Origin of the sequence: Clostridium sardiniense (assembly GCF_019753795.1) — a bacterium.
GTDB classification, from domain to species: domain Bacteria; phylum Bacillota; class Clostridia; order Clostridiales; family Clostridiaceae; genus Clostridium; species Clostridium sardiniense.
Genome location: NZ_JAIKTU010000008.1, coordinates 59,081 through 84,668, shown reverse-complemented (window position 1 = coordinate 84,668; position 25,588 = coordinate 59,081). Strand labels below are relative to the sequence as shown.

Here is a 25,588-nt window from a genome sequence, read left to right as displayed (position 1 = left end):
ATATAAAAGTATACTTTCTATTAGGATTTAATTTACTTATCTTAATTATATTTTGAAGTTAAATATTAAAAATTATTGTAATAAACCTAATTTTAATTGATCTAATATAAAATCCTTATAAAAAAGCAAGTTAAACCTTCTTTATTTAAGATATAACTTGCCTCTAATCTTTTTATTATTCCATTATATTAACTTCATAGCCCTTATCTTTCATCATTTTAACTATTCCATCATCACCAAAAAAGTGAAGTGCACCAACTGCTACAGTATATGTTTTATCTTCTTTAAAGAACTTTTCCATCTTCTCTACCATAGCTTTATTTCTTTTAGTTATCATAAGATCATAACTTTCTGGACTTTGCTTTTGAGTTTTTATTGCATCTTCCATTACCTTTGTATCACCTTTTACATATCCATCCATTAACCCTTCTGAATACTCAATAACTTCTTTCCCACTCTCTATAAACTTCCCATCTTCATGTGCATCAAGGGTTGCTTTTAATGCTTGTATTCCCCCTATTTTATTTAGAAGATCCATTTGAAAACCAATTGATTCTAATTGAACTATCTCCTTTTTCTTATTCTTTATATCCTTCATTAACATATCATCAAAGGTTTCCATAGTAAGACCAGCTTTATCATATAAAACTGCTTCAAGATTATTTACAACCATATTAGGTTTTAATATCTTTATTTTTTCATATTCTATCCCAATTTCATTACATATAGATTTTAGTTTTTCAACTTGATCTTTACTTAATTCCTTTTCAATAGAGTCATCCCCAGCATATACCCCATCAGCGTTAACTTTTAATATCTCTTCCTGTGTTGGATTAATTTCAACTGCTAGTACATCTGTTTCTTTAACTATATTATTTACAGTATCAGTAAAGTAATCATACCCCTTATTTATAGGATGCATTGTACCTATTAAGTACATAATTTTATCATCCTTTTTTACTTCCCACTGAAATCCATTAGCCTTTGGAGTAGATGACACCTCTTCCTTTTTAGAGCATCCAAATAATATAGTAGTGAAGAAACTTCCCACTATTAAAAGTGATGCTATTCCCCTTTTATGCTTCTTTATAAACATATCCCATACACTCTCCCTTTTAGTGTTTATTTACACATTAATTGTAACATATTTTACCAAAACTCATAATATATATTAGATATAGATGTAATTTGATTTTATTTATAATTTATAGTATAATTTATTTGAATATTCAGATAATTTATAGTAAGAGGCAGTTACTTGATTTTTTAAGAACTGACCAAACTTACTTTCAATAATACCTTTAAAAGCCTTCAAGACTTAACGTCCGAAGGCTTTTTACTATATATCATAAATCATTTTAACATGGGGAATTCCAGCTTCCTCATATTCATCTGATACTACTGAAAATCCAACTGATTCATATAAACTCTTTATATATGCTTGAGATGATAATTTTATCTTTTTATCATCAAAATTTTCTTTTATATATTTTATAGCTGCTCTTAATACAACTCTCCCAAGTCCATATCCCCTATACTCTTTCTTTACTAACACCCTTCCTATACCAGGCGTATCTTCATATCCAATCCCTTTTGGTAATATTCTAAGATAAGCTGCTATTTTATCGCCATCCTTAGCATATATATGTATACAATCTTTATCCTTTCCATCAAATTCATTTTCACATGTTATTTTTTGCTCACAAGCGAAGACTTCAAATCTTTCTTGCATTATTCTATATAAATCATCTCTTGTAAGTTCATCAAACTTCTCAATACAAAGTCTCATAAAGCTCTCTCCTCCTTTTATATAAAGCCCACTCTAAAATCTTAGAGCGAGCTTAATTATTCATAACTTATTTATCTAATTTGTCCATTGCCAAATATAATATATTTAACTGTTGTAAGCTCTTTAAGTCCCATAGGTCCTCTTGCATGAAGCTTTTGAGTACTTATTCCAATCTCAGCTCCAAATCCAAATTCTGATCCATCAGTAAATCTTGTTGATGCATTTACATAAACAGCTGCTGCATCAATTCTTTGTAAGAATTTTTGAGAATTCTCATAACTCCTTGTAACGATAGCTTCTGAATGTCCAGTATTATATTTATTTATATGAGCTATAGCATCATCTATATTTTTTACTACTTTGACGCTCATTATATAATCTAAGAATTCTTTATAGAAATCTTCTTCTGTAGCCTCTTCCATATCCTTTACTATTTCTCTTGCTCTTTCATCACCTTTTAAAAGTACATCTTTTTCTCTTAAGGCTTCTGCAAGTATTGGAAGTAATTCCTCCGCAATATCTTCGTGTATAACTAAACTTTCTGCCGCATTACATACTGCTGGTCTTGATGTTTTCGCATTAACTACAATATCTTTTGCCATTTCAAAATCACACTCTGAATCCACATAAATATGACAATTCCCTGTACCTGTCTCAATTACAGGAACAGTTGCATTATTAACCACCGCATTTATAAGCCCAGCTCCTCCTCTTGGAATTAGAACATCTATATAATCATTTAATCTCATCATTTCTGTAGCTACTTCTCTACTTGTATCTTCAACAAGTTGAACTGCATCTTCTGGAAGACCTGCCTCCTTAAGTCCTTCTCTAAGAGCTCTTATTATCGCCATATTTGAATTTATAGCTTCTTTTCCACCTCTTAGTATTACTGCATTTCCTGTTTTTAAACAAAGTCCAGCCGCATCACAAGTAACATTTGGTCTTGCTTCGTATATTATTCCTATTACTCCCATAGGAACTCTCTTTTGACCAATTTGAAGTCCATTTGGCCTATTCCACATTCCTATAACTTCTCCAACAGGATCTTGCAGATTTACAACTTGCATTAACCCCTCTGCCATACCTTCTATTCTACTTTTATCTAATAATAATCTATCAAGCATAGCTTTGCTTGTTCCGTTCTCTACCGCCTTTTGTAAATCCTTTTTGTTTTCTAGTATTATTTCATCTGACTTTTCTAAAAGCTTTTTTGCCATACTTCCTAAAGCCCTATCTTTATCTGTAGTAGTAAGATTAGCTAATACATATGATGCTTCCTTGGCTTTTTGCCCTTTTAAAATTAACTCACTCACTTTAATTCTCCTCTCTACCCTTTAAAAATAATGTGCCTATATTTTCTCCGTTTACTATATTTAATAGTATCTTTGGTTCTTCACCATTTGCTAAAATCATGTTTATACCTGAACTATTTGCAACCTTTGCAGCTGCAAGCTTAGTAATCATTCCACCTGTACCAAAGCTTGTTCCTGCTCCACCTGCTGCTGCTTCTAATTCTTCTGTTATTTCATGAACTTCAGTTAAAAGTTTAGCATCTTCATTGGTTCTTGGATCCTTATCATAGAATCCATCTATATCTGAAAGTATTATAAGAAGATCTGCATCACAAAGTCGTGAAACTATAGCTGACAGATTGTCATTATCTCCAAACTTAACTATATTCTCTATTTCATCAATTGAAACCGTATCATTTTCGTTTACTATTGGAATTACTCCCATTTCTAATAATGTATTAAATGTATTACATACATTATTTCTTATATGATCATCTTCAACAACATCTCTAGTAAGTAATACTTGACCTACTGTATTGCTATATTCTCCAAAAAATTTACTATATATATGCATTAATTCACATTGACCTATTGCTGCAACTGCTTGTTTCTCTCTAATACTTTGGGGTTTTTCTTTAAGCTTTAACTTACTACTTCCAACGCCAATTGCACCTGATGTAACAAGTACAACCTCTTTGCCAGAATTCATTAAATCTGAAATAACTCTAGTTAATCTTTCAATTCTAGTTAAATTAATATTTCCATTCTCGTAAGTTAATGTAGATGTTCCTACTTTTATAACTATTCTTTTTGAATCTTTTATTTCATTTCTATTGCTCATATTGTGCACAGCCCCTTGTATTAATTTTATTTATTAAACTGATTTTATTATATCTTTTTATTATTATATTTACTATAAAAGTTTAATTACTTTATATAGTATACCTCAAAAATATAATGTTTTTTATTGAAACTATTAAAATTAACAGTCCATTATTCATTATTCTCATATTTTTAGCATATTAAAATACTATACTTATAAATTATTTTTTACTCTCTAAAAATCTTTTTACATATCTAGTCAAAAGTGTTATACTATTGTTGTAAACATTTTCAAAGAATAAAAATACATTTACGTTTGATAATTAAATAAAATGAATATAATTTGTGTGATAGAGATTTAGAGAGTTAAGCATAAAGGAGATTTTCATCTTTTTGCTTAGCTTTTTTTATTTTATTATGTAACCTAAGATTATTTGATTTGTTCATTAACAATATTTTAAAACTATTGCTAATGTTCATATTATAAAAATTAATTCTAATGGGGGTATTTTTATGATCAATTTTCTAGCTGAGATGATTGGAACAATGATCCTAATTTATTTAGGTGATGGGGTTGTTGCAAATGTTGTCTTGAAAAAAACAAAAGGCACAAATGGTGGCTGGATGGTTATTACTACTGGCTGGGCTTTTGCTGTCGCTATTCCTGCATTCATATTTGGTGCTACAAGTGGTGCTCACTTTAATCCAGCACTAACTTTAGCATTAGCATCTATTGGAGATTTCCCTTGGAGTCAAGTTCCTATGTATATAACCGCTCAAATGATCGGTGCTTTCTTAGGTGCTTTCCTAGTATTTATTCAATATTATAATCATTTTGAAGCAACTGATGATAAAGATGGTAAGCTTGGAGTATTCTGTACAGGCCCAGCTATAAGAAATGGTAAGTTTAATTTCATAAGTGAATTTATAGGAACATTTTTATTAGTATTTGCTATTCTAGGAATAAATGCAGTTCCAATGGCAAATGGATTAAATACACTTGCTGTAGGACTACTAATCTGGGCAATAGGCTTAAGCTCTGGAGGAACTACAGGTTATGCAATCAACCCTGCAAGAGACTTAGCTCCAAGAATAGCTCATGCAATCTTACCAGTGCCAGGAAAGAGAGATTCTGACTGGAAATATGCATGGATTCCTGTAGTTGCACCTATCCTAGGAGCACTAGTTGGAGGATTTACATTTATATACTTATTTAGATAATTAATATTTTTAATTTAGAGGTGAGTGAAATGAAAAAATATGTAATAGCATTAGATCAAGGAACTACAAGTTCAAGAGCAATCATTTTTGATAAAGAACAAAATATAATTGCAGTTAGCCAAAAGGAATTTACTCAAATATATCCAAAAGAAGGTTGGGTTGAACATAATCCTATGGAAATATGGTCATCTCAATTTGCAGTGCTTCAAGAAGCTATAGCTAAAAGTAATATAAATCAAGATGAAATTGCAGCAATAGGTATAACAAATCAAAGAGAAACTACAATAGTTTGGGATAAAAATACAGGAACTCCTATATATAATGCAATAGTTTGGCAATGTAGAAGAACTGCCCCTATATGTGATAAATTAAGAGAAAAAGGATTAGAAGAATATATAAAAGATACTACTGGACTAGTTATAGATGCTTATTTCTCAGGAACAAAAATAAAATGGATACTCGATAATGTTGAAGGTGCTAGAGAAAAGGCAGAAAAGGGTGAATTATTATTTGGAACAGTTGATACATGGCTTGTTTGGAAACTTACACATGGAAAGGTTCATGTAACTGACTATACTAACGCATCAAGAACTATGCTATTTAATATAAGAGATTTAAAATGGGACGAAAAATTATTAAATGAATTAAACATACCTAAGAGTATGCTTCCAGAAGTTAAGAGCTCATCAGAAATCTATGGATATACTAATTTAGGTGGAGAAGGTGGTGTTAGAGTTCCAGTTTCAGGTATGGCAGGTGATCAGCAAGCTGCTCTATTTGGACAAACTGCCTTTAATAAAGGTGATGCTAAGAATACGTATGGTACTGGATGTTTCTTACTTATGAATACAGGTAATGAAATGGTTAAAAGTAATAAAGGACTTCTAACAACAATAGCAGCAAGTACTAAGGATAATGTTCAATATGCTTTAGAGGGATCCATATTTGTTGGTGGTGCTGTTATACAATGGCTTAGAGATGAATTAAGATTAGTAAATGATGCTGCTGATTCTGAATACTTTGCTAAAAAAGTTAATACCAATGGTGGAGTATATGTTGTACCTGCATTTGTAGGACTTGGTGCACCTTATTGGGATATGTATGCTAGAGGAGCAATCCTTGGATTAACTAGAGGATCTAATAGAAACCATTTAATAAGGGCTGCTTTAGAATCAATAGCTTATCAAACTAAAGATGTTTTAGATGCAATGGTTTCTGATACAAATTGTGAAGTAAACGTTTTAAGTGTTGATGGTGGTGCAAGTAGAAATAAATTCTTAATGCAATTTCAATCTGATTTAATAGATAAAAAGGTAGAAAAGCCAATAATAGTAGAAACAACAGCACTTGGTGCTGCTTATTTAGCTGGATTATCAGTTGGATTCTGGAAAGATAAAGAGGAAATTAAGTCTATGAAATGCATTGGTGAAACATTCATCCCTAAGGCTTCTAAGGCTGATATGGATAAATATTATGCTGGATGGCAAAAGGCTGTTAAGAGATCTATGGATTGGGAAGAAGATTAATTAATAACATTTAACTATAAAAGAACTATCAATTATAATTGATAGTTCTTTTTTATTTAATGTTTTATCAATCTATTTACTGCTCTCCTTATAGTTATTGATTGTATATTCTACATTATTTATTGATTGGTCAACTGACTTTAAGGAATTTTGAATTAAGCTTTTATTTTGCTCTTTTTCTGATGATTGAATAGCTTCATCTAACTTTGTTTTAGCCTTATTTAATTCATCTAGGCAGCTTTCTACACTTTCTATTGCACTTTGTGTATTTTGTTCATTTTGATTATTTTGTGTACCTTGTTCATTTTGTGTATTTTGCCCATTTTGTACATTTTGTGCATACTGCGCATATTGTGCATTTTGTGCGTATTGAGCATATTGCGCATTTTGTGCAACTTGTGCATTCTGCACATTTTCTTCATTCTGTGGCCTTTGCATATTTTGTGTACCTTGAGTATTCTGTTCATCTTGTGAACCTTGCGTATTTTGTTCACCTTGAGTATTCTGTTCATTCTGTGGCCTTTGCATATTTTGTGTACCTTGAGTATTCTGTTCATCTTGTGAACCTTGCGTATTTTGTTCACCTTGAGTATTCTGTTCATTCTGTGAGACTTGCTTATTTTGTGCACCTTGCGTATTCTGTTCATTCTGTGAGCCTCGTGTATTTTGTGAACCTTGCGTATTCTGTTCATTCTGCAAGCCTTGCTTATTTTGCGCAGTTTGCATATATTGCATACACTGTGAATCTTGTGTATTTTGTTCATTTTGTGCCATCGCAATTCACCCTCCTTCATTTCTTTCTACCTTAATATTGTCTGTAGTTTTCTTTATTTGATACTCCACTATTTTAAATTAAGCCTTTAATGTTTTATGTATATTTTATGAATATTTTTATTAAAAAGGGTATCTTTTTTTAATATTTTAGGTTATCATGTATATATATTGTATATTTATAAATAATTTATGCATAAAATTTATATAAAGGAGCTAATTATGGAAAAGATAGATACTAAATACCACACGGCATCATTATTGAAATTTATAATACCATCTTTAATTGGAATATCTCTATTTATGATACCAATGAAAATAGATGGACAGATAACTATACCAATAGCATTTATGGCTAATTTTATTGAGGGGAATTTTACAGAATTACTTAAGTTCATGGCATTAATACTTATTTCACTATCAGTTGTAGGTAGTGTTGTTATAAAATTATTTAAGCCAAAGTTTTTAACTAAAAATACTTATTTAAATAATCTATTTAATGTAACACCACTATGGTTTATTGCTAGAATCTTAGGAATGATTTTTATTATATGTGCATTTTTTAAAATTGGACCAGAATTCATATGGTCAGAGAATACTGGTGGACTTGTTTTAAATGATTTATTACCTATACTAATAGCAGTTTTCCTATTTGCAGGATTCTTACTTCCACTACTTTTAGATTTTGGTCTTTTAGAATTTGTTGGATCACTTCTTACTAAATTCATGAGACCGATATTTAACTTACCAGGTAGATCTTCAATTGACTGTATAGCTTCATGGCTTGGTGATGGAAGTATTGGTATACTTTTAACTTCAAAACAATACGAACAAGGTTTTTATACTAAAAGGGAAGCTGCTGTAATTGGTACAACATTCTCTGCTGTTTCAATTACATTCTGTCTAGTTATAATATCTCAAGTAGGACTTGCTCATATGTTCCTACCATTTTATTTAACAGTTACACTTTCAGGAATAGTTGCTGCAATAATAATACCTAGAATACCACCTCTTTCAAGAAAGAAAGATGATTACTTTGGTGGTCAGGATTCAAAAAATTTAGAAGTTATACCAGAAGGCTATACTCCATTTTCTTGGGGACTTGAAAAAGCTGTAGAAAAGGCTAGTGACAATACTCACCCAAAAGAATTTGTTATATCAGGAATAAAAAATGTACTAGATATGTGGATTGGTGTTCTTGCAATAGTTATGGCTATGGGCGGCATTGCACTTATGATTGCAGAATACACTTCAATATTCCAAGTTATGGGTACACCATTTATTCCATTGTTAAAATTACTTGGTGTTCCAGAAGCTGCTGCTGCTGCTCAAACATTAGTTGTTGGTTTTGCTGATATGTTTATTCCATCAGTTCTTGCAACTAGTATAACTAGTGAAATGACAAGATTTATAGTTGCTTGTATATCAGTTACTCAACTTATTTATATGTCAGAAGTTGGTGGACTTTTACTTGGATCAAAAATTCCAGTTGGATTAAAAGACTTAGTAATATTATTTATAGAAAGAACTATCATAACACTACCTGTTATTGTTATAATGGCAAATATATTCTTTTAAATAAAAACCTCATCTATAGATGGGGTTTTTGTTTAATATGTAGCAATATATGGTATAATCTGTATAATATATTTAAATTAGGAGGTGATTACTTTGTATAGTTTCACTAAAACATGTCCTAAGTGTAAAGAAGATTTTAAAGTTACTCAAGTAAAAATGAGTAGAGTTACAAAATGTCCTCATTGCAAAACTCCTCTAATAGCTACTTTATCTAATACCTTTGTTGCAGGAATATGCTTAGTTATAGGTTATGGTGTATCTCAACTCCTATCAGCTAAGGGAATTGTTCCCTTCTATATTCCATTTGTAATAATAGCTATAATTACATTATTTATAATAGAACCAATTACTATGAAGTATAAAATAAAGGAATAGAAGTAAATTAAAAAAATATCTAATAATTACTTCTCTTTTTATCTTAAATTAATAATAAAAAGTATCTACAGTTAAGAATTTAAGGTTAACACGATAAATGCTTTATGTAAGTTCTTTATTGTTTACTCGATTCAAAGTAAAAACCGTATAATTCAAAAGAACCTGTAACAGTTTTCTAGAAATATTATAATATAATTTAGTAAAGAAATATTTAATGGAGAAATGTTTTGGAAACTTGGAATTATAGAAACGAAATATTATTTGAACATCGCTTTTGGTTGCAGATATTGGGAGACCACTCTAGGTTCATACTAATGGCCTTGGCAGAGGAAGAGAAGGAAACCATACAGAGAGCGAAGCACTTTATACATTTATTTGATAAACTTTTAGACCAATCTAAAATGAAATTAGACGAAGAAGAACTTGCGAATCTAAATAATTCAGCCTATAATGCTGCTTGTGAAATTCGCGCTTTTAAACTTCATATTATTAAAGAACTATTAGTAGGTAACATAAAGATTAACCTTCCCCCAACATTTATAAATCATATGGTCAATGAAGTAGAAGAATATATATTTATTCTAAGCTGTCTTGTGAATAAGGAGCTAAGTTTATTAAACCCTATACATTATCATAAGTTATGGCTACTTGATGGATCTGGTCACGCCGCATCAATTTCAAGTTCACTTGATATGTCTGAAAAAGACTTAATAAAACTTAGTATGAAGTATAGGAAAAAGTTCGATACATTATATGAAAAAGCAACCGAAATGAAAGGATATATGAGAACTGGATTAAATAAATTTCCAGCATTAGATAAATTAAATCAAGATGCAGATGAAGAAATGTTATGTTTTAAGAAATTTTTAAAGAAGTTAGAAAAATTAGTTATAGAAAAGAAGGTTTTAGGAACTTTGAGACCTCTTATACTTGATCATATGTATAGGGAAGAATGCTATTATTTAACAAAGTTATCTATGGTTTCAGAGGTAAAAAGACCAGAATGTGATCCAACTAAGCCAAGGATAGATTGTTAATATTGTTTATAAAAAAGAGCAGAAATGCTCTTTTTTATTGGCTTAAAATTTATATTTCTATACTATTTAAAATTATCAAAAAGAAATAAAATACATTTAATAATTCCCCTCTTCAATAAAACATCTTACCACCTTATTAAACCTATCTTTTTCATCATAAAATAATCCATGACCACTCTTTTCAAACTTTATAAGCTTAGAATTTCTAATAAGATCTCTTTGTGCTTCACCAAGTGGAGGTAAAACAACTTTATCATGAACACCATGCAAAATTAATGTAGGAACATAAATCTCCTCCAAATCTTCAAATAAACATTCATTAATCCAAGTGTTAGCAATTGCTGCTGTAGACCATCCTGCCGCTTGAAATCCTAATTGTAAAAACCATTCAGAAAATGGTCTACTTATCTTCTTATGAAAGAATATTTTACCGAAATCCTCTAACATTTTAGGCCTATCTCTATAAGTTCCCTCTATAATACTTTCAACTGTCTCCACTTTTGATCCGTAAGGAAAATTTGCTCGTTTTATAAGACTAGGAACCGCTGCTGCACAAAGTACAAGTTTTGATACCCCATATTGTTCATGCCTTGCCATATATCTTGTAGCAATTGCTCCACCAGTAGAATGCCCCAATAATGTACAGTCTTTTAATTCTAACCTTTCCATAACACACTTTACATCATCAGCTAATGTATTATAATCATATCCATCCTTTGGTCTATCAGACTTACCAAAACCTCTTTGGTCCAATCCAATACACCTATAGCCTTTTTTTGAAAAATAATCAAATTGATATTCAAATAGCTCATGACTACCTGGCCATCCATGTAAAAATACAATTGTTTTATTTCCTTCCTCATTAAGGTCTTCTACATATACTTTTACATTTGAATCAACTTCAACATAATATCCCATTATTTAATTCCCCATTATTTAAGAGTTTTCATTATTATAATACTCTATCCATACATATTCGTGAATTTAATATACTATATTTAGATGCTTATATATCTCTTTCGTAAATGAATGAATAAATAATGTATGTTTCTTTAATCTATTGAATTGCTAGGTTCTCTTCTATCATTTCTAATAAAATAATTAACTACACTTAAATTTTACAATTTATTTTTATCTATAAGAATTAATTATATACTAATCTAAATATACCATTATTAGAATTAATAATCTAAAATAACCATTGCTTAATTAAGAATAACTTTTTACTAGATTGCAGATATTAATATTGAACATTAAACAAAAGGAGTTGAATATTGTGGCTAATTTAAACGAATTAGAATTACAAAACTTACGTCACCTAATTGGTGCTCATGGTACAATCGAAAAAAAATTAACAGATTACTCTAATCAATGTACAGATGCAACATTAAAGCAAATGTTACAAAAAGATGCTCAAGATGCTAAAAAAAGTAAGGACAAATTAATGTCCTTCTTAGGATAGGAGGTATTATTTATGCAAGAAAAAGAAATGATAAGCGATTACCTTGCTGGCTTAAATGCTAGTCTAGCTGGCTATGGAGGTATAATAGCTCAAACAGAAAATAAAGAACTTCGTGAAACTATTCAAATGATGAGAAACCAAGATGAAACTCGTCAATATGCTCTTTTCCAAAAAGCGAGAGAAAAGGGATATTACATACCTGCTGAACAAGCAAAACCTGAAGAAGTAGCAACAGTTAAACAACAAATGTCAAAAGGCTAATATCAAACAAAAAGAGGTGAATTTTTTAAAATTCACCTCTCCTAATTTATTAATACCTTATAGATAATTTTTTAATTAACTATAACCCCTAACATTCTTCCATTTTGCCTTTATATTTTTCTAATATTCTAATATAATGGTTAGCTTCCCTTAGTACATGATCTCCAAGGAGAGGTAAAATTATTGATCGTATTTTACATTCATCTATCCCCTTTGTTCCAGCTTGCTTAAAATCTTTAATTTTAATTGTTTCATTTAGAGTTTCCATAGTAACATCAGACATCGTTTCATCAGTCATTCTACGTGCCTTTTTAATAATCATATCATACTCTTTAGCAATCTTATCTGACGTATCAATTAAATTATTCTCAGCCGGATCAAGTAATCCTCTAATAAATAACGCATGCTCCATCATAATTCTATCCCAGAATAACTGTGTTTCTTTAATATCTCTATTATCAATCTCCTCAACATTTTCATTATTCTCAAGATTTACTATATAATCACGATATAATTTTGCCTCTCTGATTATATGTTCAATAAGTAGAGGATAATTCATTGTAAATATCTCACAACATAGTACACAATCCAATATTCTCATCTTTAAATCTATAAGACCCTCTACTAATCTCCTTGCTCTCTTATTAAGCTGCTTTACATCTTTAACCGTTTCAGACTTAATATATTTATGTTCTTCACAGTGTAGCTTTAGCTCCATCATAGTTATCTTTTCATTTATCTTTATGCCTGTAAAGTGCTCTGTTTTTCGTTCCGTGCTTAATGTATAGTCAGTAAAAAATTCTCCAGACTCTAATACTTCTTCCCTAATTATACCGTCACTTAATTTAACTGCTTCTAATAAAACTTCCTCAAATCTTCGCTTATAACAATCCGCTTCTTTAGCAAGTTTAGAATCTTTAGGTGTAAAACCTGCCTCTAAAAAAAGAGAATGTTCTTTCATTATTCTTGCAAAAAATAAATGTAACTCTAACGATAGTACAACATACTTTTTATTACTTATCATAACTTTTCTCCCCAAAAAAAATTTATTATATTATATTCTTAAAGGTTATTTTAAGTTCCTGTCACCTTTTCCCTTTGATGACATTTTATAATCACGAAAATATTTCTAAGTATAAAAAGATACACAATCTTATAAAGATTGTGTATCTAATTTATAAATAATATCCCTATGTTATTTTTTTGCTCCAATAAGCCTTAGCCTCAGATTCAAGTTTTTTAAGTCTTGTATAATAATCCGGAAATTCCATCAAGTGTGCCAAAGCTATTTTCCCTGTTAATATAGGGTCATCATGAGTGACATTGGTACTTGGGACCTTACTGCCGTGCTCAAGTTCCACATCTAATCCCATTCTAAATTGTTCTATATCAAACTTTTCTTTAGAAAAATCGATCTTCAATTCTTTTGCTATTTTCCTTGCCTCTTCAAGAGTGAAAGATTTCTTATTTGGCTCCCCTCTAAATTTCATTATTACCCAATCATTGTGCTTCATTTCTTCATTCCATAAATATTATTTTTCAAGGTTATTATATGCTTTATATCCAAAATGTGAGACACTATTTACGCTTAGTTTCTATCTCTACAAAGGTTTCATTATATGTTACTTGTCCACCTATATCTGATATTCCTGACTCTGTTAATAAGTTAGGATTTCCATGCTTATTCCACCATCCTACATACATCATTACAACATCATCAATTACAGATTCATCTATAATTATTTCTACTTTTATTGCTCCATTTGTTGATTTTAAGTTTACCGTCTCTCCATTAGATATATCTATACTCTTTGCCATCTTCTCATTTATATAAGCTTTAGATATACCTTCTGTATCCATGAAATGCTGACTAGATAGAGAATCCCTGCCATGATTAGTTAATAGTCTAAACTTACCTTCCCTATTATCTTTGAAGTTATCTCTATATAAAGAAATTTCAAACTTGCCTGATGGTGTTAAAAATTTTTTATCCTCCCATGGAATGCTCTCATGTATTGTTATATATTCATTTTTTATTTTATCTAATGATATATCTTTATAATAACCTTTAAGTGGTTCTATCACTTTAGTTAAATATTCTTTCTTTGAGACTAATGGATATTTCTCTATTCCCATTCTCTTTGCTAATTCCATAAAGAAATAATACTCATCCATATACTTATTCTTAGGTTCTACAAGTTTCTCATTATAAATAATATATGGATTTGTCATTGAGCTAAATAGTAAATCTTCACTTTCTAATGTGCTTGTAGTTGGGATAACCATATCACACATATTTGCTGTGTCTGTCATAAACATATCAAAACAAACTTTAAATTCAATTTTATTTATTGAATCCTTAATCTTATTTAAATCAGCTAATTGATTTAATAAATTACTTTTAGTTATAACAGCCATCTTTATTGGAATATTTAATTTCTCTAAATCTTCTCTATTTTTTATATCATTAGTAAATATTCCATTTTTATAATAGGTATCACCCTCTATTGTTTCGTCAATAAAATCACTCATATCACTTACATAAAACAGTCTATTATCACCGAAATTTTCGCTATTATAAGGATCTCCATTTAATATTTTAGGATAAACTTTATTTGCATAGTTTACTCCTCCACCGCTAAAACCTATTTGTCCTGTTATAGCTCCTAAAGCATCTATAGCTCTAATCGTATTTCCACCGTTTTTATATTTTTGCATTCCATAACCTAATAAAAGTGTAGAGTATTTATTAGTATATAACTCAACTAATTTTTCTACATCATCTCTAGATACTCCAGATCTTTTTAAAAGTTCATCTAGTTCTAACGATTCAATATATCTTCTATAATTATTAAATCCTAATACATATGAATCTATATATTCAAAATCACATAAATCTTTTTCTATGATTATCTTTCCCATTGCTAAAGCTAAATCATAATCTCCACCTGGCTTAACTCTTATATATAAATCAGAAATTTTAGCAGTCTCAGTATATATAGGATCTATTACTACTATTTTGCTTCCATTAGCCTTAGCTTTTCTAATCATTTGCATGGTATGAATAGTAGTAAATGCAGGATTTTTACCCCAAACAAATATACTTTTGCTATTTAACATATCTTCTAATGAATGGCTTCTAACATCTCCAAAATCATATTTCTGTGCCATTATTCCAGCACTCCAACACGGTCCCCCTTTTGATGTACTTACACCACCATACATATTAAAAAATATATTGCCTATGCTCTTTAATAAAGCTCCATTGCCGTATTGTTCATAGTACATAATTGATTTTGAACCAAAATCAGTTTTATACTTTTTTAATTTCTCTGCCATTATATCTAAAGCCTCATCAAATGATATCTCCAACCACTTATCATCTCTTTTTATCATTGGGCTATATATTCTATCTTTATGATTTAATCTATCTAAATGAGCTAGTCCCTTTTTACATACAAATCCTTTAGTGTATGGATGTCCCTTATCACCTTCTATTTTGATTATATTATTATCCTCAACGTAAACATTAAATTTACAGCAATCAAAGCAATCTAAAGTACAACCATGACTTAACTTTCTCATAAAGTCCTCCTTTATTTCTATAAAGTATTTTAAATATTCTTATCTATAAATTTCTTTATTGTATCCCAGTAAAGTTCAGGATTTACTGTTGCTGCCTTAGCATGTCCAGCACCTTCTATTACTAACCTTTCCTTCTCAGAGGTTGCTGCATTATATAGTTCATCCAACATAAAATATGGAACAAAGTCATCTGCATCACCATGTATAAATAGCATAGGTGTCTTTGATTTAGCAACTTGCTTTATTGCAGAGCCTTCTCCAAGCCAATATCCAGCTCTTATCTTACTAACTATACTCGCTGCATTCATTACTGGAAATGATGGCAACTTAAAAAGTGCTTTTAATTGATATGAAAATTCATCCCAAGCTGAAGTGTAACCACAATCCTCAATTATAGCTTTAACATTGCTTGGAAGTTCTTCTCCCGCTGTCATCATAACTGTAGCAGCCCCCATTGATACTCCATGAAGTACTATATTTGCATTCTTATCTTCTTCTAGTATATGATCTATCCATTTTATAATATCTAATCTATCATCCCATCCCATGCCTATATAGTCACCTTCGCTTTTTCCGTGCCCTCTTAAGTCTGGAATTAGTACATTATATCCCATATCATAAAAAGGTTTTGCAAAGCTAGACATTTGCTTTCCTTCACTAGTATATCCATGAACAACTACAACCCAGTTGTTTGTTTTCTTTGTATTTCTAACTTCATAGCTATGAAGTTTAAGCCCATCATTAGACTTTACATATTTATCTTTATAATCTGATTCCGCTAAAAGCCATTCTAGATCTTCAGATCTAGTTTCCCCACTAGTTTCATCTTGAGATACTGCATCACTACTTGCTTCTTCAGTTGCACCAAATATTGCATCCTTTGACATGTGTGGATTAAGTGCTAAATTATAAAAATAATTTCCTACGAAACCCAATACCCCACCTAATAATATTATAATTACTACTAATATAGAAATTATTATTTTCATACCTACACATCCCCTCCTACTTAATAATATACTAAATTTTTATTATATACTGTTCACAAATAACTATATATAATAAAATCTTAATATAAATACATTAATTTGGGGTGAATTTTAATGAATGAGATAATAATAAAAGAGGTATTTTTTAATACTCCAGAATATAAATCTGAATTGAGGCTTAGAGATAATGTTTTAAGAAAGCCTTTAGGAATGGATATATCAGATGATGCTTTAGAAATAGAAGTAGATGATTATCATATTTGTGCAATTATTAATTCTAAAGTTGTGGGTACACTTCTACTAAGGAAATTTAATAATACTACACTTCAAATGAGACAAGTCGCTGTAGATGAATCTTTACGTAATAAACATATAGGAAAAAAACTTATATCTTTTGCAGAAAGCTTTGCTAAAGATAAAGGTTTTACTAAAATAATACTAAATGCTAGAAAAACAGCTATACCATTTTATGAAAGAATTAGTTATAAAAAGATAGGTGAAGAATTCACAGAAGTAGGAATTTTACATATGAAAATGACTAAAGATTTATAAGTACAAGATCATTTTGCTTACAGATTGAATCATATAATTAATCACAAAAAAACAGTAGCTAGATATGTCTTTGTACGAATCTAGCTACTGTTATTTTAAAATTTACTTTATTCTAAGCTTTCTATATCTATTAAATGCGGCCATTATTTCTTGTCTTCTTGGAAGAGCTAAGTTCCCCGCTCCACCTTTAGTTCCACTAATTGATAGTAAACCTTTATTCTTTATCTCATCTATTATTTTATCTGTTATTTCAATCATAGTAAGGTTGTTATTAATTAATTTATCATCAGCCCATTTCATTACGTTTCCGATTGTAGTTACTTGCTCTCTATCTACTATTTGCTCAACAGATCTTAAATCTAATTCTTCTCTATTTATATTAAGTCCATCTACCCCTAGAGTCTTAATTTTCACACCCTTTGGACCCTTCTCTATTGATCCCTTTAATAACTTTCTATCAAAGTTTATGTCAATCTTTAAATCTCTATCTTCTATTCTCTTAAGAATAAGTCCCTTAGCTAATCCCTTAGCTTTATTTGTTACATCCTTTGGCTCATATGCATCCATTTGTATTACAGTATCTGCAATATCAAAATAATCTCCAGAACTTCCAACAACTATGATAGTTGATATATCCTTTTCTTCATATATTCCTCTAACAAGCTCTATAAATGGAGTTATTGGCTCATTTTCGTTAGATACTAAGCTTTGCATAACATCATCTCTAATCATAAAATTAGTTGCAGATGTATCTTCATCTATAAGTAATAGCTCGCTTCCTGATTCCATTGCCTCAACTATATTTGCAGCCTGTGATGTACTACCACTAGCATTTTCACTTGTAAATTTCTTAGTATCTTTTCCATTTGGAAGGTTATTTATAAATAAAGATATATCATCTTTTATTATTGCTCTACCATCTTCAGCTCTAACTTTCATAGCTGTGCTAGCAGATATAACATACTCTCTTCCATCACCTTCTATGTGATTGTATACTCCAAGTTCTAGAGCATTTAAAAGAGTTGACTTACCATGGTATCCTCCACCAACTATCAAAGTTATTCCCTTTTTTATTCCCATTCCTTTAATTAGTCCTTTGTTTGGTAAGCTTATTGATACCTCTAATTCCTTTGGTGATATAAATTCTCTTCCATCTCTTAATGGTCTAGTTGATACACCACTTTCTCTTGGTAATATTGATCCATTAGCAACAAATGCAACTAATCCCTGTCTTTTAAGTTCTTCTCTTATAAACTCTTGATCACATACAAGTTTAACTCTATTTATAAGTTTATTTTTATTTAGCCTTTCATATTTTAAGCTATCATCTACTATTTTCGGTAAGAAATCATAAAGTATCTTTTGAAGTTCTCTTCCTAAAACACTTCTTCCTCTAGCTGGAAATCCAACTTCAAATCTCGCTTCAATTTTATCTTTATCTATAACAATTGCTGTTCTATCTAGTATTTCTTGTGGGCATCTACTTATATTTATCATTCCACTTTTACCAGACCCCATAACCCTTTCTCCAAATCTATTTATATTTTGAGAAAAAACCCTAGTTATAAAATCTTGAACTGCTATTCTTTTATGGTTTTCATTAAATAAATCATATGGAATCTTATTTACATTACTTTTCATACTTACTCTTATTCTTGATGGTGATGCAAATGGATCTCCTTGAACATGATCTATATGAAGTATATAATCTGAAAAATCATAATCTCCCTCTAATGTCTTATAAGATTTATAACCTCTACCATCTATAGAATCTATTTGCTTCTTTAGATCATTTAAATTTTTCATAAATTTTATTTTCCTCCTTCTATAGTTAAGAACTCATCTATAATTTTTTCTCCCATTCTTCTATACATATTGCTCATATTAATCATTGAGCATAGAAGTAGAAACTTTTCTTCAAAATCCTTATCTTTATCATTTTTAACCTTATTTTTTACTAATTCATCCTTATCACAAACGCTATTTTTAAAGCTATCTAAATCTTCTTCACACTGTTCTAAATAAGCATTATACACCTCTCTTAAAGGATATTCTGATCCATTTTCAAATTCTTTTACTATATGATCTAAAGATGATTTTATATCACTTATTGATAAACTGCCCTTTAAATTATAAATGAGGCTCATAAGTATTAAATGCTCTTTTGAATACTTCTTATTTTTAATTGGCATAAGAAGCTTACCCTTAGCATAATTATTTATCATTGTTTTTGTTAATACCTTATCTTCTTCATTTCTTTTAGAGTCATTATATTTACTCTCAAATAACTGTATAACTTGGTCCATATATAGATCTATTTCCGGCATATCCTCTAATCTAATATTTTTCTCTAATGCCATTTCCTCTATCAACTTTATTATTTGTTTTTTTTCCATAACTTCACTTCCCAATCTAGTTTCAAAAACTACGTGTCAAAATATCTATATTTTAATAATAATAGTATTTCGGAGATAATTCAATATTTTTACAGTATTTTAAGTATTTTTACTCATTTTTGAGTCAATAATAACTTTGACCATATTTAGTTATAAATAATATAATAATATTATAATAAGTAGTTATAAAAACTACGTGGAATTTTTTGGAGGTTTAAGTATGGATAAATATTTTAGAGAACCAGTAAATGGGCTTACTCACCTTATAGGTGCTGCTCTTTCATTAGTAGGATTAATAGCTTTAGTTATAAAGGCGATATTAACCCATAGTGGATTTATTGCTATACTGTCAGTTATTATGTTTGGAATCAGCATGATTTTGCTTTACTCAGCTTCTGCGACTTATCACTCAGTTATTTCTACCGAAAAGGTAATATATAGATTAAAAAAATTAGATCACTCAATGATATTTGTACTTATCACAGGTTCATATGCACCATTTTGCTTAATAGCTCTCAACAATAAAATTGGTTGGATTCTATTTGGAGCAGTATTAACCTCTGGTGTACTTGGAATTATATTTAAAATGTTTTGGGTTGGTTGCCCTAAATGGATTTCAAGTGTAATGTATATAGCAATTGGTTGGTTTGCTATATTTGCAATATACCCATTATCACAAGTATTAGTACCTCAAGCTTTATTTTTACTAGTTCTTGGGGGAGTTATGTACACAATTGGTGGGATTATCTACGCATTTAAGGATGATAGAATTCAAATAGGACCCTTTGGCACTCATGAAATTTTTCACATCTTTATAATGCTTGGAACTCTATGCCACTTTATAGCAGTATTCTTTTACGTTATTTAATATAACAAAATGAGTGTCTTTACTATTATTATTTATATAACAGTAAAGACACTCATTTTATGTTTATATTAAAGTTTCATTATATCCATTCTTTTAACTCTATTATGGAGATCTGAGGACCTTGGTGCTAAGCCACCTACATCTTCTTCCTTTATATTTAGAGTTTCCGCAATAAGCTTTCTAACTCTTGGTCTACAAAATGCCCCTTGGCATGTACCCATCCCAGCTCTTGTACGCCTTTTAATAGCATCTATAGAGCAAATCTTTATCTCTCTATTTAGTGCATCTACTATTTCAGCTTCAGTGACTGCTTCACATCTACATATTATATGTTTCTTTGGATCTATTGCATTAATATCTCCTTTAAAGTCCCTATCTTTTTTAATAAATATAGGTTTTCTATAGGCAATAAAATGATTATTTTCTTCTAATTTTAGTCCTGAATCTCTAAGTATTCCAATTACCTTCTTAGCTATTGCAGGTGATGATGTAAGTCCTGGTGAGTCTCCTGTTACATTTAGGAATCCTTTAACATCAGTCTCCTCCACTATAAAATCTTTAGTTGAACTAGTGGGTCTTACCCCAGCAAAAGAAGTTAAAGCCTTCTTCATATCAAATCCACTTACTGATTTTCTTGCAGAATCTACAATCTCTCTAAGAGATTTTTCATCTGTAGATACATCATCTTTATGAGCAACTTGCTCTGCATCTGGACCTATTAAAAGATTGCCATGATAAGTTGTTGTAACTAATATCCCTTTTCCCTTTTTAGTAGGCACTTGGAATATTACTTTATTCACTAAATAAGCTTGATCTTTATTAAATATTATATATTCACCCTTTCTAGGAATAATATCAAATGTGTCTACTCCTATCATTTTTGATACCTTATCACTATATACACCAGCTGCATTTATTACATATCTTGATTCAATAACACATTTATTAGTTTTAACTTTAAATATATCTCCTGACTTTTCAAGTCCTATAACTTCCTCACTTAGTCTTAATTCCATTCCATTTTTTATGGCATTTTCTATAAGGGCTATAGTAAATTCATATGGAGAGCATACCCCTGCATCACTACAATATAACGCCCACTTTACTTCCTTATTTAGACGAGGCTCCATTTTAATTACTTCTTCACCATCTATTATTTTAAGTCCACGTACTCCATTTTCTATACCATCATTATAAAGTTTTTCTAAATGCTCCTTCTCTTCATCTGAGAATGCTAATACTAGAGAGCCTGTCTCCCTATAACCAAAATTTAGATCCTTCTCCAGATCAGCGAACATTCTATTCCCTTTAACGCAAAGCTCAGACTTTAATGTTCCTGGAGTATCTGCATATCCACCATGTACTATTCCACTATTAGCCTTGGAGCAGCCACAGCTAACATCTTCCTCTTTTTCTATCATACAGACTTCTAATTTGTATTTTGAAAGTTCTCTAGCGATGTTTCCACCAATAACTCCACCACCAATTATTACAACATCATACATAATATCACCCCTTTAATAATAATTTTTATTACCTCATAGTTCTTAATACCAATTATATCACCAATTTAAACATTTACATGAATAAATAACTATCTTATAATCATAGAATTATAAGATAGTTATTTATTATTTTCTAATTGAATTTTTTCTCTATTATTTTTTCATAAGATATATAACCATTATCTCTTAAATTTTTCAAAATCACTTTTAATAATGAATATATAGGAACTATACAAAAAGCTGCTATAGGACCTCCAATTGCAGCAGCTCCTACAACTAAAAATATATCCGTTATTGGGTGTATCTTCATGGCCCTTCCCATAATAAATGGTACAACTACTCTTCCTTTTAAAGTCTGAGCTATTATAAATAATATAGTAAGTTTAATTATCATACCTAGTCCCATAGATGCTGCAAGTATATATGGGATTATCATGGATATAAAAAATCCAACAAAAGGTATAAATGCTAATACAAATGTCGATCCTGCTAAAAATAACGCACCTGGCATACCTATTATTTTATATCCTATAAAGACCATTATTGCTAAAGATAATGCTACTGTAGCCTGACCTATTATATAACTTGATAATACTGTATCACTTTCAGATAGTATACCCTCAGCAGTACCTTGATATTTCTTAGGGCAATATTTAAGTACATGAGGTTTAAACTGATCTCCATCTCTTAACAAGAAAAAAGTTATTAAAATAACAAGTATAACATTTGAAAATAACATCATTCCCTTATTAAATATTCCACCTACATTAGATAGTATTAAATTAATATATCTTATAATCTGATTAGCAAATCCATCTATAAATACTTTTAATTGACCATCATTAAAACCTTTTTCTGCAAATTCTCTTATATTATTTTCTATTAATATTGAATTTATAATTTGCCTTAATTGTATTATCTGCTTTATAAAATATTCTCCAAAATACTTTGCTATACCTGATAGCACAAATATAAAAATAACAAGTGTTAAAGCTGTTGCCATAGAACGCTTTAATCCCTTTCTTATAAATATCTCATTTAATGGTTTCAATATATAAAATAAAAAAACTCCAAATATCATTGGTGTGAATATAACCAAAACAAATACATCTATAAATTCATCTATTACTTTAAAATTTCCAAGGATATATAATAAAATTACTATTAAATTAGCTATAATTAAATACGATATAACCTTCTTTGTTTTCATAATAAACTCTCCTTTTTCATTATAAGGTTAGTTTATCCAAGTTAGCTTATACCATACATACTACTATTTTATTAAATCTTCAAAATTCACTCTAATTGCTTTTTCTATATCTTTTGGATTCATCTCTATCTGAAGTCCTATCTTTCCACCACTAAAAACTATCTTTTCCAGTTCTAGTCCTTCCTTTTGTATAAATGTTTTATACTGTTTTTTCATTCCTATAGGAGAACAACCTCCCCTTATGTATCCAGTTAGTTTATTTATATCTTTAACATGTATCATTTCAACTTTTTTCTCCCCTGATACCTTTGCAGCTTTCTTCAAGTCTAATTCCTCAAGTACAGGAATAACAAATACATAAAGATTTTTTGAGTTACCAATTGTAACTAATGTTTTATATACTGTCTTTGGATCTTGCCCTGTCTTTTCTGCTACTGAAGCTCCATCTATATGACCGTCTGAGCAGTCATACTCAAGTGCATTGTATTCTATTTTATTCTTGTCTAATATTCTCATCGCATTAGTCTTTTGCATAATAATCACTCCATTTTTAAAATCTCATATATTTATTATACACATTATTTTTGAAATCTTATATTTTCCTTAATGTAACCTTAAATATTCCTTTTTTTAACCCTTTTGTTGTTAATTAGGTGTTAGACATGCTTTATACTATTCTTATAGGGGGTGATTTTTTGAAGAAATTAATTATAATTCTTGTATCAACTGCCATTATTTTTTTATTTGCTTTTGAACAAGAGTATATTCCTAATGAAAGTTTAAATAAAGAAGAAAATTTTATCTCTTATAAAAGATTAGATAATGTTATATCTAATTACTTAAAAAAGGATTATAAAGATAAGCACTTTTCTAATGCAAATCAAATATTTTTATCATATGACATTGTAGGAAAAGAAGTTAAAAACAATGTACTTCTTGCCTATATAACATACTCTCTATCTGGATATAAAGTTGATAAGAATACAGCTAAAAACACATCTAATGAAGATTTCAATGGAGTAATATCTATCTCAAAAAATGATAAAGATTTTATTGTTACTGATTTTAAATCTATCTCTCATAATAAAGATATTAAAACTATATTTCCAAAAGAATATATTTTGAAAACTAAAATTAGACCTAATCTTAAACATCGTGAAATAATAAAAGAAAAACTACATGCTTGGCAAAATATAAATAAGGTTACAATAGAATAAGCTAACTTATATTTTAAAATATAGGTTAGCTTATTTTTATATCTTTAATTTATTTTTTCTTATAAGTAAGTATACTAAAATAGCTATTCCAATAGCCAATATTAAAGTAACTATAACCCCGCCCTCTGGTCCGAATGTTCCACCATTAATTAAATTATTTTCTAATATTTTCGTGTTTATAATACTTCCTACACCTGTCTCTGTACCACTTACTAGAAATCCAAATATATTTCCTTGCGCGAAATTCCAAGCACTATGTAATGCACATACCCCCCAAAGACTTTCCTCATAAATTGCATATATAGCAGCGAAAATTCCAAATAATATTAGGTTTACTATAGCAAGCGGTGCTACACCTGGATTTCCAAGATGAAGTACTCCAAAATATGACGATGATATTATTATTGCAACTATAGGTGAAATTTTAACCCCTAAAACTGGCAACATATGACCTCTCATCATAATTTCTTCTGATGCACCTTGAATAATCCAAGCTATAATCATAAATATAAAGGATATTAAAAAAGAAAAGTCTAAATTTTTATTAAATACAAATTTTCCATCACCTATAGCAACTATTAAAACAGCAACTATAAAAATCATTAAAACCCCTATAAGAAATCCTCTTATGTATTTAAATACAGCATTATCTTTAAGTGAGAATCCCATAGTAGCTATTTTTCTCTTTTCTTTAAATTTAACTATTAGAAAATATACTATAATTACTGATCCTGTTGATATAATAAGACCTAAAGGCCTATTTATAGATGCAAACGCTCCAATTCTCCATATTCCTAAAAGTTTAATAATCATTGTAATTAATACTACTATAGGAAGTGCTAAGAATGGCACTATTATAGGAAGTAATAACGTAAATATAATTCCTGATGGCTTCCCATCTTTAACTTTTTTAAATAAGCTTCCATTTGAACTAAATAAATTTCTCAAAATAAACTATCTCCCTTTTATGCTTAATCTGTTTAATAGTTACAACTATTATTTACCTATCATTTTATCTATTCCTTTGTTAATTCTCTATACTATTATTTTATATATAAATTTACTTATAAATTCTTAAGAAATTATTTTTAATATTTAAAAGTTATAGAAAATAAAGTAAACATAGACC

At 29.6% G+C, this 25,588-nt stretch carries 26 protein-coding genes; 10 read left to right on the top strand and 16 right to left on the bottom strand.

What is annotated here, in order from left to right; translation table 11 throughout:
• Positions 1-175 precede the first annotated feature (175 nt).
• The 4 genes from K5V21_RS10880 to proB form a co-directional block, all read right to left on the bottom strand.
• A complete protein-coding gene (locus K5V21_RS10880; RefSeq protein WP_221861278.1) occupies positions 176-1,096 on the bottom strand; it encodes a TraB/GumN family protein in 921 nt (306 codons plus the stop codon).
• Positions 1,097-1,339: 243 nt separating this feature from the next.
• A complete protein-coding gene (locus K5V21_RS10875; RefSeq protein ID WP_221861277.1) occupies positions 1,340-1,789 on the bottom strand; it encodes a GNAT family N-acetyltransferase in 450 nt (149 codons plus the stop codon).
• 71 nt (positions 1,790-1,860) lie between these two features.
• Positions 1,861-3,105, bottom strand: a complete 1,245-nt coding sequence (locus K5V21_RS10870; RefSeq protein WP_221861276.1) for a glutamate-5-semialdehyde dehydrogenase — start codon at positions 3,103-3,105, stop codon at positions 1,861-1,863.
• A 1-nt stretch (position 3,106) separates the two neighbouring features.
• Positions 3,107-3,925: a glutamate 5-kinase gene (gene proB / locus K5V21_RS10865; RefSeq protein WP_221861275.1), complete on the bottom strand. Its 819-nt coding sequence runs from the start codon at positions 3,923-3,925 to the stop codon at positions 3,107-3,109.
• 494 nt (positions 3,926-4,419) lie between these two features.
• Between proB and K5V21_RS10860 the strand changes: the two genes are divergently transcribed.
• Positions 4,420-5,127, top strand: a complete 708-nt coding sequence (locus tag K5V21_RS10860; RefSeq protein ID WP_221861274.1) for an MIP/aquaporin family protein — start codon at positions 4,420-4,422, stop codon at positions 5,125-5,127.
• A gap of 29 nt (positions 5,128-5,156) precedes the next feature.
• Positions 5,157-6,653 carry a glycerol kinase GlpK gene (gene glpK, locus K5V21_RS10855; RefSeq protein ID WP_221861273.1) on the top strand — a complete coding sequence of 499 codons (1,497 nt, stop codon included), beginning with the start codon at positions 5,157-5,159 and terminating at the stop codon, positions 6,651-6,653.
• 72 nt (positions 6,654-6,725) lie between these two features.
• Here the strand turns inward: glpK and K5V21_RS10850 are convergent, their stop codons facing one another.
• On the bottom strand, positions 6,726-7,427 hold the full coding sequence (locus K5V21_RS10850; RefSeq protein WP_221861272.1) for a hypothetical protein: 702 nt from the start codon (positions 7,425-7,427) through the stop codon (positions 6,726-6,728).
• Positions 7,428-7,646: 219 nt separating this feature from the next.
• Here K5V21_RS10850 and K5V21_RS10845 point away from each other — a divergent pair, with 219 nt between their 5' ends.
• The 3 genes from K5V21_RS10845 (at position 7,647) to K5V21_RS10835 (ending at position 10,414) form a co-directional block, all read left to right on the top strand.
• Complete coding sequence (locus K5V21_RS10845) at positions 7,647-9,002, top strand: YjiH family protein (protein ID WP_221861271.1); 1,356 nt, start codon at positions 7,647-7,649, stop codon at positions 9,000-9,002.
• A gap of 93 nt (positions 9,003-9,095) precedes the next feature.
• Complete coding sequence (locus tag K5V21_RS10840; RefSeq protein ID WP_221861270.1) at positions 9,096-9,377, top strand: hypothetical protein; 282 nt, start codon at positions 9,096-9,098, stop codon at positions 9,375-9,377.
• A gap of 227 nt (positions 9,378-9,604) precedes the next feature.
• On the top strand, positions 9,605-10,414 hold the full coding sequence (locus tag K5V21_RS10835) for a DUF2935 domain-containing protein (RefSeq protein WP_221861269.1): 810 nt from the start codon (positions 9,605-9,607) through the stop codon (positions 10,412-10,414).
• A 96-nt stretch (positions 10,415-10,510) separates the two neighbouring features.
• Here the strand turns inward: K5V21_RS10835 and K5V21_RS10830 are convergent, their stop codons facing one another.
• On the bottom strand, positions 10,511-11,332 hold the full coding sequence (locus tag K5V21_RS10830) for an alpha/beta fold hydrolase (RefSeq protein WP_221861268.1): 822 nt from the start codon (positions 11,330-11,332) through the stop codon (positions 10,511-10,513).
• A 358-nt stretch (positions 11,333-11,690) separates the two neighbouring features.
• Here K5V21_RS10830 and K5V21_RS10825 point away from each other — a divergent pair, with 358 nt between their 5' ends.
• Together K5V21_RS10825 and K5V21_RS10820 are read left to right on the top strand one after the other, a co-directional pair.
• Positions 11,691-11,876, top strand: a complete 186-nt coding sequence (locus K5V21_RS10825) for a hypothetical protein (RefSeq protein ID WP_204594180.1) — start codon at positions 11,691-11,693, stop codon at positions 11,874-11,876.
• A 12-nt stretch (positions 11,877-11,888) separates the two neighbouring features.
• Positions 11,889-12,137 (top strand): spore coat protein, encoded by a 249-nt coding sequence (locus K5V21_RS10820; RefSeq protein ID WP_204594181.1) that lies wholly within the window; start codon positions 11,889-11,891, stop codon positions 12,135-12,137.
• A gap of 88 nt (positions 12,138-12,225) precedes the next feature.
• Here K5V21_RS10820 and K5V21_RS10815 read toward each other — a convergent pair whose 3' ends face one another.
• From K5V21_RS10815 to K5V21_RS10800, 4 genes are all read right to left on the bottom strand, one after another.
• A complete protein-coding gene (locus K5V21_RS10815; protein ID WP_221861267.1) occupies positions 12,226-13,161 on the bottom strand; it encodes a DUF2935 domain-containing protein in 936 nt (311 codons plus the stop codon).
• 166 nt (positions 13,162-13,327) lie between these two features.
• Complete coding sequence (locus K5V21_RS10810) at positions 13,328-13,651, bottom strand: DUF5661 family protein (RefSeq protein ID WP_221861266.1); 324 nt, start codon at positions 13,649-13,651, stop codon at positions 13,328-13,330.
• Positions 13,652-13,715: 64 nt separating this feature from the next.
• The gene (locus K5V21_RS10805) at positions 13,716-15,722 is read right to left on the bottom strand and encodes a molybdopterin-dependent oxidoreductase (protein WP_221861265.1); all 2,007 of its coding nucleotides are present in this window, start codon (positions 15,720-15,722) and stop codon (positions 13,716-13,718) included.
• Positions 15,723-15,751: 29 nt separating this feature from the next.
• Entirely contained in the window at positions 15,752-16,711 is a 960-nt protein-coding gene (locus tag K5V21_RS10800) for an alpha/beta hydrolase (protein ID WP_221861264.1), read from the bottom strand.
• A 114-nt stretch (positions 16,712-16,825) separates the two neighbouring features.
• Here K5V21_RS10800 and K5V21_RS10795 point away from each other — a divergent pair, with 114 nt between their 5' ends.
• Positions 16,826-17,263 carry a GNAT family N-acetyltransferase gene (locus K5V21_RS10795; protein ID WP_221861263.1) on the top strand — a complete coding sequence of 146 codons (438 nt, stop codon included), beginning with the start codon at positions 16,826-16,828 and terminating at the stop codon, positions 17,261-17,263.
• Positions 17,264-17,365: 102 nt separating this feature from the next.
• Here the strand turns inward: K5V21_RS10795 and K5V21_RS10790 are convergent, their stop codons facing one another.
• A complete protein-coding gene (locus K5V21_RS10790; RefSeq protein WP_221861262.1) occupies positions 17,366-19,069 on the bottom strand; it encodes an ABC-ATPase domain-containing protein in 1,704 nt (567 codons plus the stop codon).
• 5 nt (positions 19,070-19,074) lie between these two features.
• The gene (locus K5V21_RS10785) at positions 19,075-19,659 is read right to left on the bottom strand and encodes a DUF1836 domain-containing protein (RefSeq protein WP_221861261.1); all 585 of its coding nucleotides are present in this window, start codon (positions 19,657-19,659) and stop codon (positions 19,075-19,077) included.
• A gap of 220 nt (positions 19,660-19,879) precedes the next feature.
• Between K5V21_RS10785 and trhA the strand changes: the two genes are divergently transcribed.
• Positions 19,880-20,527 carry a PAQR family membrane homeostasis protein TrhA gene (gene trhA / locus K5V21_RS10780; RefSeq protein WP_221861260.1) on the top strand — a complete coding sequence of 216 codons (648 nt, stop codon included), beginning with the start codon at positions 19,880-19,882 and terminating at the stop codon, positions 20,525-20,527.
• 68 nt (positions 20,528-20,595) lie between these two features.
• Here trhA and K5V21_RS10775 read toward each other — a convergent pair whose 3' ends face one another.
• From K5V21_RS10775 to ybaK, 3 genes are all read right to left on the bottom strand, one after another.
• A complete protein-coding gene (locus K5V21_RS10775; RefSeq protein WP_221861259.1) occupies positions 20,596-22,032 on the bottom strand; it encodes an NAD(P)/FAD-dependent oxidoreductase in 1,437 nt (478 codons plus the stop codon).
• Positions 22,033-22,165: 133 nt separating this feature from the next.
• On the bottom strand, positions 22,166-23,242 hold the full coding sequence (locus K5V21_RS10770; RefSeq protein WP_221861258.1) for an AI-2E family transporter: 1,077 nt from the start codon (positions 23,240-23,242) through the stop codon (positions 22,166-22,168).
• Between the two features lie 63 nt (positions 23,243-23,305).
• Positions 23,306-23,776, bottom strand: coding sequence for a Cys-tRNA(Pro) deacylase (ybaK, locus tag K5V21_RS10765; protein WP_221861257.1), 471 nt, complete (start codon positions 23,774-23,776; stop codon positions 23,306-23,308).
• Positions 23,777-23,937: 161 nt separating this feature from the next.
• Here ybaK and K5V21_RS10760 point away from each other — a divergent pair, with 161 nt between their 5' ends.
• Complete coding sequence (locus K5V21_RS10760; protein ID WP_221861256.1) at positions 23,938-24,459, top strand: hypothetical protein; 522 nt, start codon at positions 23,938-23,940, stop codon at positions 24,457-24,459.
• Between the two features lie 36 nt (positions 24,460-24,495).
• Here the strand turns inward: K5V21_RS10760 and K5V21_RS10755 are convergent, their stop codons facing one another.
• Complete coding sequence (locus K5V21_RS10755) at positions 24,496-25,407, bottom strand: CPBP family intramembrane glutamic endopeptidase (RefSeq protein ID WP_221861255.1); 912 nt, start codon at positions 25,405-25,407, stop codon at positions 24,496-24,498.
• Between the last annotated feature and the right edge of the window lie 181 nt (positions 25,408-25,588).

Excerpts from the sequence above, each read along its gene's own strand:
- K5V21_RS10805 (WP_221861265.1), bottom strand. The coding sequence starts at position 15,722 with ATGAGAAAGTTAAGTCATGGTTGTACTTTAGATTGCTTTGATTGCTGT.
- K5V21_RS10880 (WP_221861278.1), bottom strand. The coding sequence starts at position 1,096 with ATGTTTATAAAGAAGCATAAAAGGGGAATAGCATCACTTTTAATAGTG.
- K5V21_RS10770 (WP_221861258.1), bottom strand. The coding sequence starts at position 23,242 with ATGAAAACAAAGAAGGTTATATCGTATTTAATTATAGCTAATTTAATA.
- K5V21_RS10820 (WP_204594181.1), top strand. The coding sequence starts at position 11,889 with ATGCAAGAAAAAGAAATGATAAGCGATTACCTTGCTGGCTTAAATGCT.
- K5V21_RS10815 (WP_221861267.1), bottom strand. The coding sequence starts at position 13,161 with ATGATAAGTAATAAAAAGTATGTTGTACTATCGTTAGAGTTACATTTA.
- glpK (WP_221861273.1), top strand. The coding sequence starts at position 5,157 with ATGAAAAAATATGTAATAGCATTAGATCAAGGAACTACAAGTTCAAGA.
- K5V21_RS10795 (WP_221861263.1), top strand. The coding sequence starts at position 16,826 with ATGAATGAGATAATAATAAAAGAGGTATTTTTTAATACTCCAGAATAT.
- proB (WP_221861275.1), bottom strand. The coding sequence starts at position 3,925 with ATGAGCAATAGAAATGAAATAAAAGATTCAAAAAGAATAGTTATAAAA.
- K5V21_RS10800 (WP_221861264.1), bottom strand. The coding sequence starts at position 16,711 with ATGAAAATAATAATTTCTATATTAGTAGTAATTATAATATTATTAGGT.
- K5V21_RS10860 (WP_221861274.1), top strand. The coding sequence starts at position 4,420 with ATGATCAATTTTCTAGCTGAGATGATTGGAACAATGATCCTAATTTAT.
- K5V21_RS10850 (WP_221861272.1), bottom strand. The coding sequence starts at position 7,427 with ATGGCACAAAATGAACAAAATACACAAGATTCACAGTGTATGCAATAT.
- K5V21_RS10785 (WP_221861261.1), bottom strand. The coding sequence starts at position 19,659 with ATGGAAAAAAAACAAATAATAAAGTTGATAGAGGAAATGGCATTAGAG.
- K5V21_RS10790 (WP_221861262.1), bottom strand. The coding sequence starts at position 19,069 with ATGAAAAATTTAAATGATCTAAAGAAGCAAATAGATTCTATAGATGGT.
- K5V21_RS10830 (WP_221861268.1), bottom strand. The coding sequence starts at position 11,332 with ATGGGATATTATGTTGAAGTTGATTCAAATGTAAAAGTATATGTAGAA.
- K5V21_RS10810 (WP_221861266.1), bottom strand. The coding sequence starts at position 13,651 with ATGAAGCACAATGATTGGGTAATAATGAAATTTAGAGGGGAGCCAAAT.
- ybaK (WP_221861257.1), bottom strand. The coding sequence starts at position 23,776 with ATGCAAAAGACTAATGCGATGAGAATATTAGACAAGAATAAAATAGAA.
- trhA (WP_221861260.1), top strand. The coding sequence starts at position 19,880 with ATGGATAAATATTTTAGAGAACCAGTAAATGGGCTTACTCACCTTATA.
- K5V21_RS10845 (WP_221861271.1), top strand. The coding sequence starts at position 7,647 with ATGGAAAAGATAGATACTAAATACCACACGGCATCATTATTGAAATTT.
- K5V21_RS10775 (WP_221861259.1), bottom strand. The coding sequence starts at position 22,032 with ATGTATGATGTTGTAATAATTGGTGGTGGAGTTATTGGTGGAAACATC.
- K5V21_RS10875 (WP_221861277.1), bottom strand. The coding sequence starts at position 1,789 with ATGAGACTTTGTATTGAGAAGTTTGATGAACTTACAAGAGATGATTTA.